Genomic DNA, 18,628 nt, shown 5'->3' on the forward strand with positions numbered 1-18,628 from the left:
GGGAAAGCGCCAATTATTTCAAGACTGGCTTGGCTTTCACTCTCCCAAGCTCGCTAGACAGGCTTTTGAAACAACCTTCTTTCATGCTTAGTATTGTAGCAAAAAAATCAGTGTTTGTCTACAAAAGCGAGATAAGTCATTGCAGTCCTACTTGTGAAAACCGAACAACATCTTCGATAAATCATAAAATCAATTGATCCCAATCACCTGTTTTAGCAATGTCTACTCGTTCACGAATAATTTGCGCGGAACGATCAAGTAACTCCCGTTCACCCTTTGGTAAATCGAGAACGACTGAGTCTTCAATTCCATTACGTCCAACTAAGGCTGGATAGCCTATATAAGTATCAAAACTTTCCAAATAATGGGATACCGGCAAATTCACTCTGCTATTAGACAAAACTGCCTCAATCAAAGTCTTAGCAGCTGCTGCAATAGCAAAATTGGTATAGCCTTTACCAAAGAATACCGTATGCCCGCCAACACGCGCCTCAACTGCCAGTTGGCTTAATTCATCAGTTGAAACTAGTTGCTGAATTGGCGTTTGATTCACCCTAACTTGACTCCAAGCCGTAAACTGAGAATTTCCATGTTCACCAAGATTATAGCCTGAAACACTGACGGGTGAAACACCAAATTTTTCCCCTACCGCACGCTTCATTCGAGCTGTATCTAGTAAAGTTCCTGTACCGATGACCTTTTCTTTCGGGAAACCTGTGTAAGTTTGATATAGTTGGGTAATCACATCAACTGGATTTGTGATAACGATTAAGATTCCTGAAAAACCAGATGCCACTAATTTCTTAGAAACATCCTTCACTTCCTGACTAGTAAAAGGAAGCTCTGCAAAACGACTATTGGCAGCATTTGCTTGCATTAAAATATTGCCTAAACTAGATACAACAATATCTGCATCGCTTAAGGCTGAATAGTCATTGACGACAAAATCTGCAAAGTAACCTGTATTGGCAACTCGATCTTTCATATCTAGCACGTCTGATGCTACTTTTTTTTCATCCTTATCAATGACCACGTAACTATCAAAGACTTGCGCTGCAATTAAATCATGAAGCAAGGTAGCCCCCACATGTCCAAGTCCAATAATTCCAATCTTTCTAGTCATGAGCTGCTTCCTCCACTATTTCTTCCAGCCGTTGCATAGCGGCAACTACTTCATCAGCTGTAATATCCCGACGAATGTTTACATAACTTTCAGTCGGTACCGTTGCTAGATCAGCAACCTTTTTCATAGCTGATAAGCGATTCTCTTCAACTCCAAATTGGTCCCAACGGTAAATATAGCCATTTTTCTTATAGAAAGGAAGGAGCTTACGAACTTCGTCCTCATCACCCGTCAAACATAATTGAACCAAAATTCCATATGCGACTTTTAGCCCATGCGCAATCCGATGTGTTTCATGCAAAACCGTCAACCCATTGTGCAAAGCGTGGGCACCAGAAACATAATCACTAGTCTGGCAACCAACATTTGCTGCAACAACATAGACTGTGTCAACTATTCGCTTGAAAGCAGGTGTAACCTGTTTCTTATCCACTGCTTCAAGAACAGACTCAGTATCTTGCAAGAGAATATCTTGACTAACCTGTGCAGTTGCCAGAGCTAATTGGACTGTCGCTGGTAAATCCTGTCGCAATTTTCCACGATGGATGGCTTCTAATTCGTACCATTTTGCTAATGTATCTGAAAGTCCACTAATCAAGAACTCTTTGGGAGCATCTACCAGTAAATCATAATCAACGACTGTCATAAATCCAGACCTTTGGCAATAGTCAATCGATTTAAAGGTGTGATCAGGCTGGTAGGCAACTAGAAGCGGTGTTGAGCATGCACATGTCGCGACTAGTGTAGGAATCAACACAACTTCTACATTTAATCGATCAGCAACTCCTTTTGTCGTATCCATGACCTTACCACCACCAATGCCAATGATCACATCTGCTTCCAGATGACGAGCTTGAGCTGCTAATCGTTCCATATCCTCATGACTAGCTGTTTGATCATAGAATAGCACTGGCCAATCTGACTCTTTCCCAAAATGTTTGACAAAGGCCGCATAAGATTTTTGACCAGTTATTACAACAGGGTGTTTAAATAGAGAGAGGCGATCAGGTAACTCTTTAAGTGCTCCTTGTGATGCTACATACTGACCCGGTTCACCTCGAACAAGTTTTGCAAATTCCATAGCCAATCCCTTTCTATTCACTATCGATGATTGATTTTCTTAGTGAGGAAGTCTCCAACAAACTGAACAAAGAAAATCATTATCAGGATTAATAACGTTGCAACAAATGTCACGTCATGGTCAGAACGATTGTATCCATAAGAAATAGCAACATTTCCAAGACCACCCGAACCAATTGCTCCCGCCATTGCTGTATAACCAATCAAGGAAATCAAAGTTAAGGTTGTCACACGAATTAAATCTGGTAGACCTTCACGCAAATAGACGCAAATAATGTCCCAAATCGTTGCTCCTGAAGCTTGTGCCGCCTCAATAACCCCACGATCCATCTCAGATAAAACAACCTGTACCTGACGGGCATAGAATGGAAATACTGATAAAGAGAGAGGAACCAGAGCGGCTGTCATACCAATTGATTTCCCAACAATAAGTTTAGTAACAGGTGAAATAACCGCTAACAAAATGATAAATGGAATGGCACGAAAGAGAGAGGCTACCTTGTCCAAAATCCAGAAAACATATTTATTTTCTAATACACCTCTTGGACCTGTTAATACCAGTAATAAACCAGCCAGCAAGCCTAAGAGTCCTCCAAATACAAAGGACCAGAAGGTCATGTAAATGGTAGATTCGATAGCAATTTTCCAACCATAAGAGGTATCCCACCCCATTTTTATAACATTTGCAAATGTTGATTCAATCCACGCGTTCATGCAAGGTCTCCTTTCAAAATGTTTACTTCAACATTGGCTTCCCGTACGGCTGTCAACGCGCGTTGAATATTTGCCTGTTCACCAGATAAAATAACCACCAATTCACCTACTGGAATATGATCCAAAATTTCAATATTTCCATAAAGAATATTTGATGAAACTTGGTAGAATTTATATAGATCATTGACAATCGCTGTGTCAGTACTTGCACCTGAGTATTTCAATTGCACCAACACACTATTGTCTGGCAATTCTTTCACGATGCCTTGTTGATAAATCTTCACCAAAGCTTCATCAATTCCTGTTGCTGTTTTGATAAAGTCTTTGGTCAATTCTTGTTTTGGATGAGAGAAAATTTCCAACACAGAACCTTCTTCAATCAAACGCCCATCCTGCATCACAGCTACTCGGTTAGCAATATCTTTGACAATCTGCATTTCATGTGTGATGAGAACAATTGTTAAACCTAATTTTTCATTGAGTTCCTGCAAAAGTGCCAAAATTTGCTTGGTTGTTTTTGGATCCAATGCGGATGTGGACTCATCAGAAATCAGAATTTTAGGATCATTGGCCAAGGCTCGTGCAATCGCTACCCGTTGTTTCTGCCCACCAGATAGTTGAGCTGGATAGTTTTCAGCACGGTCAGCCAAACCAACAAGATCAAGTAATTTCTTTACTTTTTCAGCCTTTTCTTCTTTGGACAACCCTGAGTGTTTAAGGGCAAAGGCCACATTTTCTGCTGCAGTTGATTGGGCCATTAGGTTAAAGTGCTGAAAAATCATACCGATATCACGGCGTTTCTCGCGTAACTGAGCTGGAGTCAAAGTTACCTTACCATTTTCAAATAGGACATCCTTATCAACGGTAATAGTTCCACCAGTCGGCACTTGCAAGAGGTTAATCACACGAACAAGAGTCGACTTTCCTGCTCCTGAGTATCCAACGATACCATAAATATCCCCTTGGTTAATATGAATACTCACATCTTTTACTGCTGTAATCTCCCGCTTTTTCTGACGGAAGGTAACATCAATCTTATCTAGTTTAATGATTTCCTTACTCATAGGTTTCTATCAACTCCTCAATAAATTCAACATGTGCAATATAGTCAGTAATCTTAACATTTTCATCACCTGCGTGGTCTCTACTACCTTCATGTCCCAAACCAAAACCAGCAATAGGAACTTCTAGTGCATGAAAAACGGTGTGCATAGGACCAGTGCCAGGGGAGGTTGGTAAAATTGAAACACCATTAGGATAGAATGACTTAGCTAAATCAATGACTTTCAAAATAGCTGGGGCAGACATATCAGAGCGATAAGACTCTTCACCTAGGGTAAAGTTTACCTCAATCTTATCAAACCCTTGATCCGCTAAATATTCCCGAATGCTGTCCAAAACACCTTCTGGACTTAAGCCGGGAACCAGTCGTACTTCCATTTTTGCACTAGCTTGGGCGGGAATTATTGTTTTAACACCCTGACCATAATAGCCTGCATGAATTCCTTCAATCGTAATTGACGGTTCAAAATACAGACGTTTCAGGAGTGCTTTTCTCTCCTCAATCAAGAGGGGCAAGGTCAGGCCATAGATTTCATGTAACCCTTCCGCATGAATCAATGCATATTCCTCAACTAAAGCCAATTCACGCTCATTCGGATCCTGAACCTTCTCATAAATACCAGGAACCTTTATGGTTCCATCTGGTTCCCGTAAACTATTTAATGCTTGTAGCAGGTACCACGGAGCTGAATCAACAACCCCACCAAATGAGGAATGAATATCCAGTGCTGCACTTGTAACGCTCACATCAAAAGTCACAATCCCCTTATTACCGCCGGAAATTTCTAATTGGTTTTTCTTGTTGCGAATTCCTTGTTCCCAAATGAGTAGCTCTGCATGACTCAATTGTTCCTTGTATTTGGCAAGGTATTTATCCAAATCAACAGACGCTGATTCCTCAGCACCCTCCATGATAAAAATAATATTTACAGGCAATTCTCCATGCTTGGCTAAATACTTCTTTACAGCTGTCAGGCGTGCAATAATATGACCTTTATCATCATCAACCCCACGACCATACATTGTATCTTCTGTGATTGTTAACTCAAACGGCTTGCCATTCAACCAAATCTGATCACTATCTGCTGGAACAGTATCATAGTGATTATAGAAGATGATTGTTCGGGCTTCTCGATGATTTGCTGCGAATTTGGCAAGGACAAATGGAGCAGCGTAAGATTTATCCACTAGAACTGATGCTCCTGCCTCTTCAAACAGTACTTGAAGATAGTCAGCTACCTCTTCCAATCCAATTTGTTGAGCGAAAATCGATTTTTTACCAATTAAAGTCTGCAAAAGGTTGATATTTTCTTGTACTATTTCATCTTGCCAAAATTTTGCGATCTGTTCTTGTTCTGTTAAATAGCTCATGAACGTCCCTCCCTAAAAATAGGAATAGAAGCTGAAACATTCGTATCAGCTTCCTCTATTCCTTATCAAAAAATCTTCAATTATTGCGCTGCAACTTCGTCCCAGATTGGGAAGTCAGTTCCACCAGAAGCTCGTGTGATAATTTCTGCTACTTCATCTGTGTTGTATGCTTCAATTAACACTTTAATCGCATCAGCCTTGTCTGAATCTTCCCAGCCTTTTTGTGCTGCAATTACATTATACCATAATTCTGTATTAGGACCTTTTTGCTCGATATAAAGAGCTTTATCTGTGTCTAAACCAGCTTCTTTTGCATAGTTATTGTTGATAACTGCACCATCTACAGATTCAAGTGAACGAGCTGTTTGGCTAGCATCCAATTCTGTAATAGTGATGTTTTTAGGATTACTTTTAACATCTGCAAGTGTTGCCAACTCACCATCCGCAACATCCAAATCAATCAACCCAATTGACTCAAGTAAGAAAAGTGCACGACTTTCATTTGTTGCATCATTTGGAACTGCAATTTCCGCACCTTCTGGAATCTCATCTGTTGAAGTATATTTCTCTTTACCACCTTCAACACCAGAATAGAAACGGATTGGACTATAAATTGTATAACCAGCAACTTGCAAGTCTTCACCATTTTCTTGGTTCCAGTTATTCAAGAAATAAATGTGTTGGAATGCATTGACATCAATATCGCCTTCAGCCAAAGCTTTGTTTGGTTGTGAATAGTCAGTAAACTCAGTCAAGTTAAGTGTTACACCCTTATCTGCAGCCAATTCAGTGATTTTGTCCCACAATTCAGTGGTATAATCATCACGAGTCATGATACCTACATTCAAAGTTTTTGTTTCTGCTGAATCGGATGATGAAGTTGAAGATGAACTACCGCATGCAGTAAGAACACCGATTGATAAAGTTGCTGCTGCTAAACTAAATAATTTTTTTAATTTCATAAAATATATCTCCTTAAAATTAGAACTGTATCTATCTTAACACAGAAATTCAGTTCTGACCAATTGACTTTTTTTATAGATGGCTATAGGTTTTCACTATAGCAAATACAAATGCAATTATAACAATTGATAATAATAAAAGAGGGAACCGCTTCCCTCTTTAAAACACATCTACCAAATAGTGAAATAGCTCTCTGTGCTGTTTACAGTCATTGTACAAAAATTCTGGATGCCACTGTAGACCAAACAGAGCCTGTTTGCCTTTACTTTCATAAGCCTCAATCGTACCATCTCTTGGATCTAGACCAGTCGCGACTAATCCGGGTGCCAAGTCTTTAATACGCTGATGATGAAAGGAATTGATTTGACTTCCTTGAGCAAATAACTTACCGACACGACTTTGTGGTTTGACTTGCAAACGATGGGAGGTGCCCACCAAGTCATTTTGCCAGTGATTAGCAACTTCTTGCTCCAAGCTACCACCAAGTGCAACATTCAGTAACTGCATCCCACGGCAGACTGCAAAAATCGGTTTTCCTTGACGTAAGGCTTCAGCAATCAAAGCCAACTCAAATTCGTCACGTTCTAATAGATAATCATCACTGTCAATTAAACGTTTTTGCCCATATAGAATCGGGTCAACATGCTGACCTCCTGAAAGTATCAACTTATCAATCACGTCAATGTAATCTTTGGCTAAATCAGGAGTTCCCATAGGAATAACTATTGGTACACCACCAGCCTGACGAACACCGTCTGCCAATTCACGCGCAACTGTTACGTAAACTCGACCAGATTTTGTTGGAAATTCTTGTTCATTTCCTGAAATTCCAATAATCACTTTTCCCATAAAAAGCTCCTTTCATTTATTTCGTTCATTGTAGCACGGCTCACTCGCCTTGTCTAATATAGAAGATTTATAGACTGATAAAAATTATTTATCAACAGCCTGTAATACGAAATGGTCCCCGCTGATTTCTTTCCATTCGCCTTCCGTAATGAAATCCTTTAGGAGACCTGTCTGTGACAACTCCTGCAATTGAGCTCTTGCCTGATGGGGATCTAAACTTAAATTGGATTGCAAAAGATAGCGGGTGTAGGGATGTTGGGGATCTTGAAAAATATCCTGCGCAGGTCCAATTTCAACCAAACTACCCTTGTACATGACCGCAATCCTATCAGCAAAATGCTGCACCAAATTTAGGTCATGAGAAATGAAAAGATAGGTTAAACCTAAATCCTCTTGAAGCTGGTTAAGCAAATCCAATATGGTTGCCTGAATCGAAACATCCAGAGCAGAAGTCGGTTCATCACACACGATAAATTGCGGATTGGATACAACTGCCCGAGCGATTCCAATACGCTGGCGTTGGCCCCCACTAAAAGATTTTGGGCGTTTATGTACAGCATCCCCCTGTATACCTACCCTTTCCAACATTGCTAAAGCCCTCTCTTCTGCCTCCTTTTTTGGTAACAAATAAAGCGGTTCTTTGACAAGTTCTAAAGCTGATAGATAGGGATTGAGGGAGGAGTAGGGATCCTGATAGATCACCTGAAGCGCTTGATTATTTAGTTCCTCAGCTGTCAAACCAGGAAAATCTACCTGTCCCTGACTTGCTTTTTCCAGTCCCAAAACAATTTTAGACAATGTCGATTTACCACTGCCAGATTCACCAACCAGACCGAGTGTCTCACCTTTATAAATGGACAAATCAACACCATTTAAAGCATCGACGCGTTGTTCTTGACCTAACCAATTCTTCTTGGAATAGGTCTTTCTCACATCTGAAACTTGTACCAATACTTCTTTAGCCATTTTTCTCCTCCTTTCTCACCCAATGTTCTGGACCAACTTGAACCAACTGACTATCATCGCGATCAGCCGGTACAGGACCTTGACTTGCTTCTAAGCGGGCCGCCCTCAACAAAGATTGCGTATAGGGATGCAAAGACTCTGCAAAAATCGTATCAACAGGTGCATGTTCCACCACCAGGCCGTTTCTCATCACATAGACCTGATCACAAATACCAGCAATTACACTAAAATCGTGACTCACAATTACAACTGTCAACCCTAATTGCTCTTGCAATTCTTTTAGCAAAGCCAAGATTTGAGCTTGAATTGTCACATCTAATGCCGTTGTTGGTTCATCAGCAATTAACATGTCTGGCTTGGTCAATAAGGCCATAGCAATCATGATCCTTTGACGCATGCCACCTGAAAACTCAAAAGGAAATTGTTTGAGACGAAGTTCTGGATTAGAAATTCCCACCTTATCCAACATCTCTAAAATGGCCACTTCCCGCTCTTCCTTGGTCAATTTCGGCTGAAAACGACGAAGAACTTCCCGTAAATGAAACCCAACGGTCCGTAATGGATTCAAAGAGGTCATTGGATCTTGAAAAATCATAGACAAAGGCAAAACCTTTGGATTATGAACTTGCTTTCCATCCATTTCAAATCGATCATAGCTTGCTTCCAAACCTTTTGGTAAAATCCCCATCAAGGATTTCATTGTCAAACTCTTACCGGAACCTGATTCTCCAACAATTCCAACAATTTTTCCTTTGGGAATGGAGAGATCAATCCCTTTGACAAGCATGGTTTGTTCTTTACTTTTTTGATTGATAATGGTGAGGTTACTGATTTCTACCAAGTACTTTGACATTAGTACACCTCTCTTTCAAGGCAATCACGTATGAGATCACCGATAATATTAAATGAATAGATGGTCAATAGGATAAAAAGTCCCGGTAAGATTGCCATATGCGGAGCACTCTGTAAGGTAGACTGGGCATTTTGTAAAAGACTACCCCAAGATGCTAAGGGCTGTTGAATCCCCATTCCTAAGAAACTAAGAGCTGATTCTGTCATAATGGCTGAAGAAATACTGGTTGAGGCCGTTACAATCAAGGTCGGTAAGATTGCTGGCAGGATGTGTCGCCAAACAATCAATGGTTTCTTTAAACCTATAAAGGATGCGTAGCCAACATAATCTGCCACCTTTGCTTTTAAGGTTTCAGCCCGTAACATCCTAGCAATACTCATCCATGAAAAACCACCAATCACAATAATGATTGTGGATAAACCAGGCTTTAAAAAGATACTGAGAACAATCACTAAGACTAGCCAAGGAATGGATGACAGCACATCTACTACCCGCATAATGGCATTATCCCATTTTCCTCCTAGATAGCCTGCTGTGATGCCAACCAAGCTGCCAATGGTCACTGATGCAGCCATTGCCAACAAGCCAACTAAAAGAGAGATCCGTCCCCCATAAATAACACGAATAAAATAATCACGCCCTACTTGATCGGTTCCAAACCAATGCTCAGCACTAGGCCCTTGGTTCATTTGACTGACATCCGTTACATTTGGATCAATAGGAATCAACGGCGCAATGAGAGATAAAATAATCAAGAAAAGAATAAAAAGAAGAGAGAAAAGATAGAGTGGCGAACTCTTCAAAGTCTCCTTGAATTGTTTAAGAATCATTGTCCCTCTCCTCCTTTCCAAATACGTGGATCGACGACAGCATAGAGAATATCTGAAAAGAGATTCCCTAGAATAACTAAGGTCGCAGACAAAAGCATGACAGCCATAATCACTGGATAGTCCAAACTCTTAGTAGCCGCTGTCAAATAAGGACCTACACCAGGCCAAGCAAAAATAGTCTCTGTGATAATAGCACCCGTTACCAACATTGGTAAGGCCATCCCAACTTGAGTCACGACAGGAATTAAAACATTGCGGGCCACATGTTTCCCAAAAATTTCAAACGGTTTAGCTTTGAAAGCTTCTTGAACGGTTACATAATCTTTTTCAACCTCTACAATCGCTGACGCTCGAATAAACCGAATCAACTCAGGTAAAAATGCCATGGTCAATGTAAGATAAGGTAAGGCAAAATGAGCTAGAAAATCAAGAACATCTCCTTCCTTTCCCAAAGTGTACATTCCGATAAACGGAAACACTCGCCACTTATAACCAAAGAAATAGATTAAAATCATAGCAAACCAGAAAGTTGGTACCGCAATGCCCACAGATGCAAAGGCATCAATGACTTTATCAGCCCATTTGCCACGTTGGGAAGCTGAAACAAGCCCAAGTGTAATGGCTAAGACAAGAGCCGTCAAATATGCTGGTAAAACCAAGGAAATCGTGTTGGGAATTTTTTCGGCCAAATCTGCCCCAATCGAGTGTTGAGTCATGAGGGAAAAACCCAAATTTCCCGATAAAATCCCCTTCAACCATACAAAATATTGAACTAAAAATGACTGATCCAAACCATATTTTACCTTCAACAAATCAATTTGTTCTTGACTCATATTTGGTGTTGTCATTGAATCAATGACATCAAAGGGGGCTAACTGAATCAATGAAAACACAATGAAAGAAATCAACAGCAAGAGGGGAATTGCCTGTAAGATTCTTTTTAAAATATAACGAAACATACATCCTCCAAAAACGAGAAAAAGAGGGGAGGAGTTTTCGGCAATTTGCCACTCCTTCTCCTCTTTGGGAGCAAGGAAAATCCCTCTTCCATCCCATATTATACTTATTCAATTGTTAATTTAGACGGATCTTCAAATGTATAAATTGGAATTAATCCAGCTTCTTCAACATTTTTTACACGATTGTTAACTGCCAAAACTTTTTTGTTATCTACGATAGGGTAGATGACAGCTAGATCAGCCAATGTTGCTTGCAAATTATCATAAATTTGCTCACGTTTTGTTTGATCCAATTCAACAGCACCTTGTTCAAAGAGACTGTCAACCTCGCTTGACGCCAATTTAAAGTAATTTGAAGCACCACCAGTTTTAAACAAACGAGCATACTGATCAGGGTCATTTCCCATGATGTAGCCACCCAAGAAGAGGTCATATGCTGTAGAACCTTCTTTTTTCAACTCTGTAAAGAGCGCTGTAGAGTCTCCACCTGCCAATTCAACAGTAACACCAATTGCTGCTAATTGTTGTTGAATCAAAGTAGCTTGCAAGGTTTGGGCTGCATCTGATGATGAGTATCCAAGATTCACAGTCAGATTGCTGACACCTGCTTCTGCTAAGAGTTGTTTTGCCTTCTCAATATTTTGTTCATATTTCTCAACATCTTCTGTCACATATGGATTGGCAACTGGTAAGAATGAATATGGCGTTTCATAGTATTTCTTATCAAGATAGGCCGCTTGGTTAAGCTCCTCTTTATTCAACGCATAAAGTAAGGCTTGACGAACTCTCACATCTTTCAATTCTTCAGTTGAGGTATTGAGACCAAGATAGCCAATACGGTTTTCACTATAAGCATATGTTGTAATGGTATCGGTGCTCAAATCTTTAATATCTGATGGAAGCACAAAGGCCGCATCTACTTCACCAGTTTGGAGTGCTACTTTAGTGGTGTCTGCACTTTCAATGATACGAAGAACGAGATTATCAATTTTAGCTTTACCCTTGTAATAGTACTCATTCGCTGCTAATTTGATGTATTCACCATGTTTGTACTCCACAAACTTGTATGGACCAGTCCCGACAGGTGTCGCTGTCAACTGACTAGCAGAAAAGTCGGCTTCATCCTTGAACACATGTTGAGGAATGATGTAGGTTTCCGTCACAATATTGTCCAAAGCTGGCGCTGAAACAGCTGGAAGAACAAACTTCACAGTGTAATCATCCACCTTCTCGACTGTTACAGGTTGACCATTGATATATAAACCATCTGATCCACCATTTTCTTCTTTAATCTTTTGTTCATAAGTAAAGACAACATCATCAGCTGTAAATTCTTCACCATCAGACCATTTTACATCTTGACGAAGTTTCACTGTGATACTAAGTCCATCTTCGGCTACTTCATAAGAATCTGCCAATTCATTGACATAACTACCATCAGCCTCTACACGAATAAGTGGAGAATAGATAAAATTTGTCAAGGTCAATCCCCAACGATCGCTTGTATTAATTGGGTTGGTTGAACTTGGATCTCCATTAATAGCATATGTAAATGTTTCTGTGTCAGCTGATGAGCTAGAACTTGATGTAGTCGTTGATGAACCACCGCTTGCGCAAGCTGCCAAGGTTACCACCGCAACCGTTGAAAGCAAACCTGCAAGCCATTTCTTTTTCATTACATTTTCCTCCAATTTTCAAAAGTAGTACTAGTCTATCAAGGAATACCCTATTTGACCAATATATAAAATTTATCACGACTTAAAGAAAAACTATGACCTCTGTTTAGTTACACCATCATTCTACTAGCAAAAACAAGCTATCATTTTTAAGTTATTAATAATATAGAAAAAAATTAAGCTTGGTCTCTTAAAAAACGGTATAGCTAAAAACTATAGCTTCCTCTAATTTTTTACAATTATACAAGTGTTCTTTTTTTTGTTAGGATAGGTTCATAAAAATATTTTGGAGGAACTACCATGACGACTACCATTATCGGCTTCCCACGAATCGGAGAACACCGCGAATTAAAATTTATTACTGAAAAATACTTTAGAAATGAAATTCCACAGGAAGAACTTTTGCTTGCTGCCAAAGAATTGCGTGCTAAACATTGGAATATTGTAAAAGAGGCAGGCATTACTGAAATCCCAAGCAACGACTTCTCACACTATGACAATGTTTTGGATGCAGCAGTACTATTCAACATCGTACCTAAAGCAGCACAAAACCTTGATTTGACTGACCTTGAAAAATACTTCGCTTTGGCGCGTGGCTATCAAGGAGAAAAAGGGGACGTTCGTGCTAGACCGATGAAAAAATGGTTCAACACCAACTACCACTATATCGTTCCAGCTATTGAAAAAGACACAGAAATCAAACTAGCTGGTCAAAAGATTTTCGATGAATTCCAAGAAGCAAAAGACTTAGGTATCTCAACTCGACCAGTCTTAATCGGACCATTTACTCTCTTACAATTAACTGATTTTGAAGAAGGTTTAACTGCTACTGATTTCGCTGATAGCTTAGTTGCAGCCTATGGACAAGTTTTTAAAAAATTAGCAGAACTTGGCGCTGAAAAAATCCAGCTGGACGAACCGAGCTTGGTCAAGGATTTGACTGCAGATGAAAAAGCCCTGTTCCTAAATATCTATCAAACTCTCTTGGCAGACAAAAAAGGCTTGCAAGTCCTCATCCAAACCTACTTCGGTGATGTTCGTGATATTTACACAGAATTGACTAACCTACCAGTCGATGCCATCGGTCTTGACTTTGTAGAAGGTAAGGAAACTGCTGCACTTGTTGCAACAGGCTTCCCAGCTGACAAGACCCTTTACGCTGGTATCGTCAACGGTAAAAATATCTGGCGTAACCATTATGAAAAGAGCTTGGCTATTCTGGATGCTATTCCAGCTGAAAATGTCGTCCTATCAACTTCTTGCTCTCTTCTTCACGTGCCTTTCACAACAGCAAATGAAGAGTTTGAACCCGCAATTCTCAACCACTTTGCCTTTGCAGTTGAAAAATTGAACGAATTGCGTGATTTGGATGCCATTCGTAATGGACAAGGTGAGATAGCCCTAGCAGCAAACAAGGAACTTTTCTCCCTTGAACGAGTTGGTCGTGACAAAGTGCTCGCAGACCGTCTTGCAGGACTGACAGACGCTGACTATACACGCCTACCAGTCTTTGCAGAACGTGAAGCCATTCAACGTGAGAAATTGAACTTACCACTTCTTCCAACAACAACGATTGGATCTTTCCCTCAAACAAAAGAAATTCGCAGCACACGCTTGGCTTTCCGCAAAGGAAATATCTCAGAAGAAGAATACGATACATTTGTTAAAGCTCAAATAGACGAATGGATTGCATGGCAGGAAGAAGTTGACTTCGATGTCTTGGTTCATGGTGAGTTTGAACGAAACGACATGGTAGAATACTTCGGTGAAAACCTTTCTGGTTATCTCTTCAGTAAGAACGGATGGGTCCAATCATATGGTATGCGTGGGGTAAAACCACCGATCATCTGGGGGGATGTGACGCGCTTGAACCCAATCACTGTTAAATGGTCAAGCTATGCACAAAGCCGTACAAACAAACCAGTTAAAGGTATGTTGACAGGGCCAGTAACCATCCTCAACTGGTCATTCCCTCGTGAAGATATTTCTATTAAAGAATCAACTCTTCAAATCGCCCTTGCTATCAAGGAAGAAGTTCTTGACCTTGAAGCAGCGGGTATCAAGATTATCCAAATTGACGAAGCAGCTTTACGTGAAAAATTACCACTTCGTCGTAGCGACTGGTACAGTGAATATTTGGATTGGGCGATTCCAGCCTTCCGATTAGTTCACTCAACTGTTGCACCAGATACTCAAATTCACACTCACATGTGCTATAGCGAATTTACAGACATTATTCCTGCCATCGACAATATGGATGCGGACGTTATCTCCTTTGAAGCCAGCCGTTCAAATCTCGTTATCTTAGATGAACTCAAGGCTAAGAATTTCCAAACTCAGGTAGGTCCTGGTGTCTATGATATCCACTCCCCACGTGTTCCATCTGTAGAAGAAATTTCTCATACGATAGAAGCTATTCTTGCTAAAGTACCAAAAGAAAAAGTGTGGATTAACCCCGACTGCGGTCTTAAAACTCGTGGTGAAAAAGAAACAAAAGTCAGCCTTATCCACTTGATTCAAGCAGCTAAGGCAGCCAGAAAGGAACTCTAATTTATGATTGGTCAAACCCCAAGTCTCTCATTTGAAATTTTTCCTCCAAAACCAGAAGTAGGCAATGAAAAAATTATCCACGCGCTTAATGAGATGCAGGGTTTGGCCCCTCACTTTATTAGTGTGACTTGTAGCAACAACAATTTGAATGTTGAGGAAACAACTGTTAAGTTGGCAAACCATGTGCACAATGAGTTACATATTCCAACCATTGCACACTTACCTGCGGCTTATCTAACAAAGGAAAAAGTTCGTTCTGTTCTTCATTCTCTCGACGAAATTGGTGTCCATCAGATTTTAGCCCTGCGTGGAGATATTATCAATGAGCTTTCTCCAAAGGAGGATTTCAAATATGCAACTGATTTAGTTTCCTTTATCAAGGAAGAAGCTCCTCAATTTGATATCATCGGAGCTTGCTATCCAGAAGGACATCCTGAATCGTCAAACGCAGTATCAGATATCAAGAACCTAAAAAAGAAAGTGGACGCAGGTTGTTCGACATTAGTATCACAACTCTTCTTCGATAATGAAGCCTTCTACAATTTTCAAGAGAAATGTATTCTAGCAGACATCGAAGTGCCTATTATTGCAGGTATCATGCCTATTATCAACAGGAATCAGGCACTTCGACTCTTGAAAACGTGTGAAAACATACGCTTGCCCCGTAAGTTTAAAGCCATTTTAGAAAAATATGAGCACGATCCTGAATCACTTCGGGCTGCAGGTCTTGCCTATGCTGTGGATCAAATTGTTGATTTGGTCACTAATGATGTGGCTGGTGTCCATCTTTATACAATGAATAATGCTGAGACAGCAAGGACTATTCACGAAGCAACTCATGCCTTATTCAAACATTATAGTTAACGCATTCCCCCTTGGACTTTTCGTTTAAGGGGTCTTCTATTTACAAATTTCCTCATATAGCTAATACAAACCATTTTACATTTCTTCAATTTGTCTCAAATTAGTCGTAACCCGCTTCCTACATTCTATATATTTGACAAAAAACCTGGTTTCTTAGAAACCAGGTTGATGTATATAAACCATGTTAGATAATGGCCAAAATGATAAAGTTTAAAATAAACAGTGCTGTAGCACCCCAAAGAATTGGGTGAATTTCTTTAGCCTTACCTGTTGAAACTTTTACCAAGCAATAGAAGATAAAGGCTGCTGCAATACCGTAAGAGATAGAGAAGCATAGTGCCATAAAGAAGGCTGCAAAGAAGGCTGGAAGCGCATCTTCAAATCGGCTCCAATCCACATCAAGGAATGAAGATACCATCATGACACCGACAATAATCAAGGCTGGAGATGTCGCTGCCGCTGGCACGATTCCAACAAATGGCAAAATAAGAATAGAAAGAAGGAAGAGAACTGCTGTTGTGACAGCTGTCAAACCTGTACGCCCACCTGCTGAGATACCTGCAGCAGACTCAACATAGGTTGTGGTATTTGAAGTACCAAAGATGGCACCAATAGATGTACCAATTGCATCTGCAAAGAGCGCTCTATCCATTTTTGAATTGAAACCTGTGCCATTTTCAAGTGCTTTTTCATCTTCAGCAGAGAAGATACCAGTCTTACGACCTGTACCAATGAAGGTACCCAAAGTATCGAATGTATCTGACAAACTGAATGCAAAAATGGTCATCAATACTAATGGTAAACGGCTTGAATCAGCAAATAGTGAGCCGATTCCTCCAAAGGCTGCAAGGAAGGTTGTCCCTAATTCTCCAAATGCTGAACCAATATGATTATCTGCAAAATTAATAGAAGATAAATCAACTACACCTGCTGGGATACCTGCTACAGTTGTCGCGATAATACCAATCAAGATAGCACCACGTACATTCTTAATAACCAAAACAGCTGTAAGAATCAGACCAAATACAGTAAGAAGTACACTTGGATCAGTGAAGGTTGAGATAGAAGGAACTACACCACCGCCAGCTAAGACAGAGAAAACACCATTTGAGAATGTTTCTGCTGTTGCATCCGCCGGGGCAACACCATTGACTGTAATGATATCTGAACCAGATGTTAGGAAAGTAATCAAGTTAGAATTTTTGAAACCAAGGTAGGCTACAAATACCCCAATACCTCCACCAATAGCATGTTGCAAGCTAACAGGAATCGCCTTAATAATACTTTTACGAACTTTTGTAACTGTGATAAAGATATTAAACAAACCACACAAGAATACCATACCAAGTGCTTCTTGCCATGTGAAGCCCAAACCAATAACTACTGTATAGGTGAAGAAGGCATTCAACCCCATACCTGGTGCCAAAGCATAAGGTACATTTGCAAATAGTCCCATTACTAATGTAGAGACCGCACTGGCAATAATGGTCGCCAAGAAAACAGCTTGTGTTGGCATACCCGCAACACTCAAAATGCTTGGGTTGACAAATAAAATATATGACATTGCAAAGAATGTCGTAAGCCCTGCCATAATCTCTGTCGAAACAGTCGTGTTATGTTCTTTTAGTTTAAAAAACTTGTCCATTTTTCATTTTTCTCCTTTATTCACGTATTCACGAACAATAAACTTATTATACCGGAAATAAAATAATATTTCAATAGAAATGAACGCTTTTTCCGGTAATTTTTACAGATTCCCCTTAAATGTTTGTTGAAACGTTCGTTTTTTGTGAACTATATTGCATTCTCTACTATTAAATAGCTGAACTATTAATTTTTTGATTATCTTACTTGTTTTTGATATACTGTCACTTATTAGCTATAAAACGGAGTAATATAAACATTAAATGATGAAGAAAAAAATGATAGCAATTGATTTGGATGGAACGCTTTTAAATCAAGAAAGCCAATTATCCGAGTACACAATCTCTACAATTAAAAAAGTAAGAAAACAGGGACACCTAGTTTTAATTGCTACTGGACGCCCCTATCGGATGGCTGAAACATTCTATCAACAACTGGGGTTAGATACACCGATGATTAATTTTAACGGGTCATTGGTACATATTCCAAATCGAAGATGGGAATGGGAAAAGAGTGTTTTAATCGATAAAAGCTATCTATTAGAATTTTTAAAATCTGAAGATACATTTGAAGCCGAGTTTATTGCTGGTGAGTATAAAAATAAATTCTTTATTACACAAAATCATCTGGACCGAGTTGATCCTAGCTTGATGGGAGTTGAACAAATAACACCTGACACACTTATTAAACCTGAATTAATCACTTCTGACCCACATTCAATCCTCATGCAGACAAGAGCAACTGATAAATACGCACTTGCGGAAGAAATGAGATCTTATTTCAATAATGAATTAGAAATCAATACCTGGGGTGGACCTCTCAATGTATTGGAAACCTGTGCAAAAGGTGTTACTAAGGCTTCAGCTTTGATTTATTTATTGGATATATTTCAATTAGATGCAAAAGATTTGATTGCATTTGGGGATGAACATAATGATGTAGAAATGCTTGACCTCGCTGGAAAAGCATATGGCATGAAAAACTGTAGTGACACACTTCGCCCCCATGCTGATCAGATGACTGAATTTGCCAATTTTGAAGATGGTGTCGCAAAAGAATTAGAAAAATTATTTTTATAAAAAATTATAGGCTCTGAAAAATTATTTTCAGAGTTTTTGTTTTGT

At 39.7% G+C, this 18,628-nt stretch carries 16 protein-coding genes; 3 read left to right on the forward strand and 13 right to left on the reverse strand.

All coding sequences use genetic code 11. The annotated features are described in order from the left end of the window. Nucleotides 1–181: 181 nt before the first annotated feature. The 12 genes from ACPC57_RS01425 to ACPC57_RS01480 all read right to left on the reverse strand — a co-directional run bounded on the left by ACPC57_RS01425 (nt 182) and on the right by ACPC57_RS01480 (nt 12,446). A complete protein-coding gene (locus ACPC57_RS01425) occupies nt 182–1,123 on the reverse strand; it encodes a lactate/malate family dehydrogenase (RefSeq protein WP_434066154.1) in 942 nt (313 codons plus the stop codon). Beyond that, a complete protein-coding gene (locus tag ACPC57_RS01430; RefSeq protein WP_434066155.1) occupies nt 1,116–2,204 on the reverse strand; it encodes an iron-containing alcohol dehydrogenase family protein in 1,089 nt (362 codons plus the stop codon). The genes ACPC57_RS01425 and ACPC57_RS01430 overlap by 8 nt, the downstream gene beginning before the upstream one ends. 20 nt (nt 2,205–2,224) lie before the next feature. Further along, on the reverse strand, nt 2,225–2,917 hold the full coding sequence (locus ACPC57_RS01435; protein ID WP_434066156.1) for a methionine ABC transporter permease: 693 nt from the start codon (nt 2,915–2,917) through the stop codon (nt 2,225–2,227). After that, nucleotides 2,914–3,981, reverse strand: a complete 1,068-nt coding sequence (locus ACPC57_RS01440) for a methionine ABC transporter ATP-binding protein (protein ID WP_434066157.1) — start codon at nt 3,979–3,981, stop codon at nt 2,914–2,916. The genes ACPC57_RS01435 and ACPC57_RS01440 overlap by 4 nt, the downstream gene beginning before the upstream one ends. Continuing rightward, nucleotides 3,974–5,350, reverse strand: a complete 1,377-nt coding sequence (locus ACPC57_RS01445) for a M20/M25/M40 family metallo-hydrolase (protein ID WP_434066158.1) — start codon at nt 5,348–5,350, stop codon at nt 3,974–3,976. The genes ACPC57_RS01440 and ACPC57_RS01445 overlap by 8 nt, the downstream gene beginning before the upstream one ends. An 80-nt stretch (nt 5,351–5,430) precedes the next feature. Further along, nucleotides 5,431–6,312 carry a MetQ/NlpA family ABC transporter substrate-binding protein gene (locus tag ACPC57_RS01450; protein ID WP_434065379.1) on the reverse strand — a complete coding sequence of 294 codons (882 nt, stop codon included), beginning with the start codon at nt 6,310–6,312 and terminating at the stop codon, nt 5,431–5,433. Nucleotides 6,313–6,472: 160 nt separating this feature from the next. Further along, nucleotides 6,473–7,162, reverse strand: coding sequence for a gamma-glutamyl-gamma-aminobutyrate hydrolase family protein (locus ACPC57_RS01455; RefSeq protein WP_434066159.1), 690 nt, complete (start codon nt 7,160–7,162; stop codon nt 6,473–6,475). Nucleotides 7,163–7,246: 84 nt separating this feature from the next. Then, entirely contained in the window at nt 7,247–8,128 is an 882-nt protein-coding gene (locus ACPC57_RS01460) for an ATP-binding cassette domain-containing protein (protein ID WP_418127053.1), read from the reverse strand. Further along, entirely contained in the window at nt 8,121–8,981 is an 861-nt protein-coding gene (locus ACPC57_RS01465; protein WP_434066160.1) for an ABC transporter ATP-binding protein, read from the reverse strand. Before ACPC57_RS01465 ends, ACPC57_RS01460 begins: the two co-directional genes overlap by 8 nt. Beyond that, nucleotides 8,981–9,811, reverse strand: coding sequence for an ABC transporter permease (locus tag ACPC57_RS01470; protein WP_130555171.1), 831 nt, complete (start codon nt 9,809–9,811; stop codon nt 8,981–8,983). Before ACPC57_RS01470 ends, ACPC57_RS01465 begins: the two co-directional genes overlap by 1 nt. Continuing rightward, on the reverse strand, nt 9,808–10,770 hold the full coding sequence (locus tag ACPC57_RS01475; protein WP_434066161.1) for an ABC transporter permease: 963 nt from the start codon (nt 10,768–10,770) through the stop codon (nt 9,808–9,810). The genes ACPC57_RS01470 and ACPC57_RS01475 overlap by 4 nt, the downstream gene beginning before the upstream one ends. Nucleotides 10,771–10,874: 104 nt before the next feature. Further along, the gene (locus ACPC57_RS01480; RefSeq protein ID WP_434066162.1) at nt 10,875–12,446 is read right to left on the reverse strand and encodes an ABC transporter substrate-binding protein; all 1,572 of its coding nucleotides are present in this window, start codon (nt 12,444–12,446) and stop codon (nt 10,875–10,877) included. 300 nt (nt 12,447–12,746) lie between these two features. On the opposite strand from ACPC57_RS01480, the gene metE reads away from it, so the two are divergent. Then, nucleotides 12,747–14,996 (forward strand): 5-methyltetrahydropteroyltriglutamate--homocysteine S-methyltransferase, encoded by a 2,250-nt coding sequence (gene metE / locus ACPC57_RS01485; protein WP_274504588.1) that lies wholly within the window; start codon nt 12,747–12,749, stop codon nt 14,994–14,996. 3 nt (nt 14,997–14,999) lie between these two features. Beyond that, the gene (gene metF / locus ACPC57_RS01490; RefSeq protein ID WP_277836844.1) at nt 15,000–15,860 is read left to right on the forward strand and encodes a methylenetetrahydrofolate reductase [NAD(P)H]; all 861 of its coding nucleotides are present in this window, start codon (nt 15,000–15,002) and stop codon (nt 15,858–15,860) included. A gap of 184 nt (nt 15,861–16,044) precedes the next feature. Here metF and ACPC57_RS01495 read toward each other — a convergent pair whose 3' ends face one another. Further along, complete coding sequence (locus ACPC57_RS01495) at nt 16,045–17,505, reverse strand: NCS2 family permease (RefSeq protein WP_217374695.1); 1,461 nt, start codon at nt 17,503–17,505, stop codon at nt 16,045–16,047. Nucleotides 17,506–17,770: 265 nt separating this feature from the next. On the opposite strand from ACPC57_RS01495, the gene ACPC57_RS01500 reads away from it, so the two are divergent. Then, the gene (locus tag ACPC57_RS01500; RefSeq protein WP_318151007.1) at nt 17,771–18,583 is read left to right on the forward strand and encodes a Cof-type HAD-IIB family hydrolase; all 813 of its coding nucleotides are present in this window, start codon (nt 17,771–17,773) and stop codon (nt 18,581–18,583) included. The last annotated feature ends 45 nt before the right edge of the window (nt 18,584–18,628 follow it).

The sequence above is a fragment of the Streptococcus sp. VTCC 12886 genome, assembly GCF_049893425.1.
Classification (GTDB): domain Bacteria; phylum Bacillota; class Bacilli; order Lactobacillales; family Streptococcaceae; genus Streptococcus; species Streptococcus suis_AA.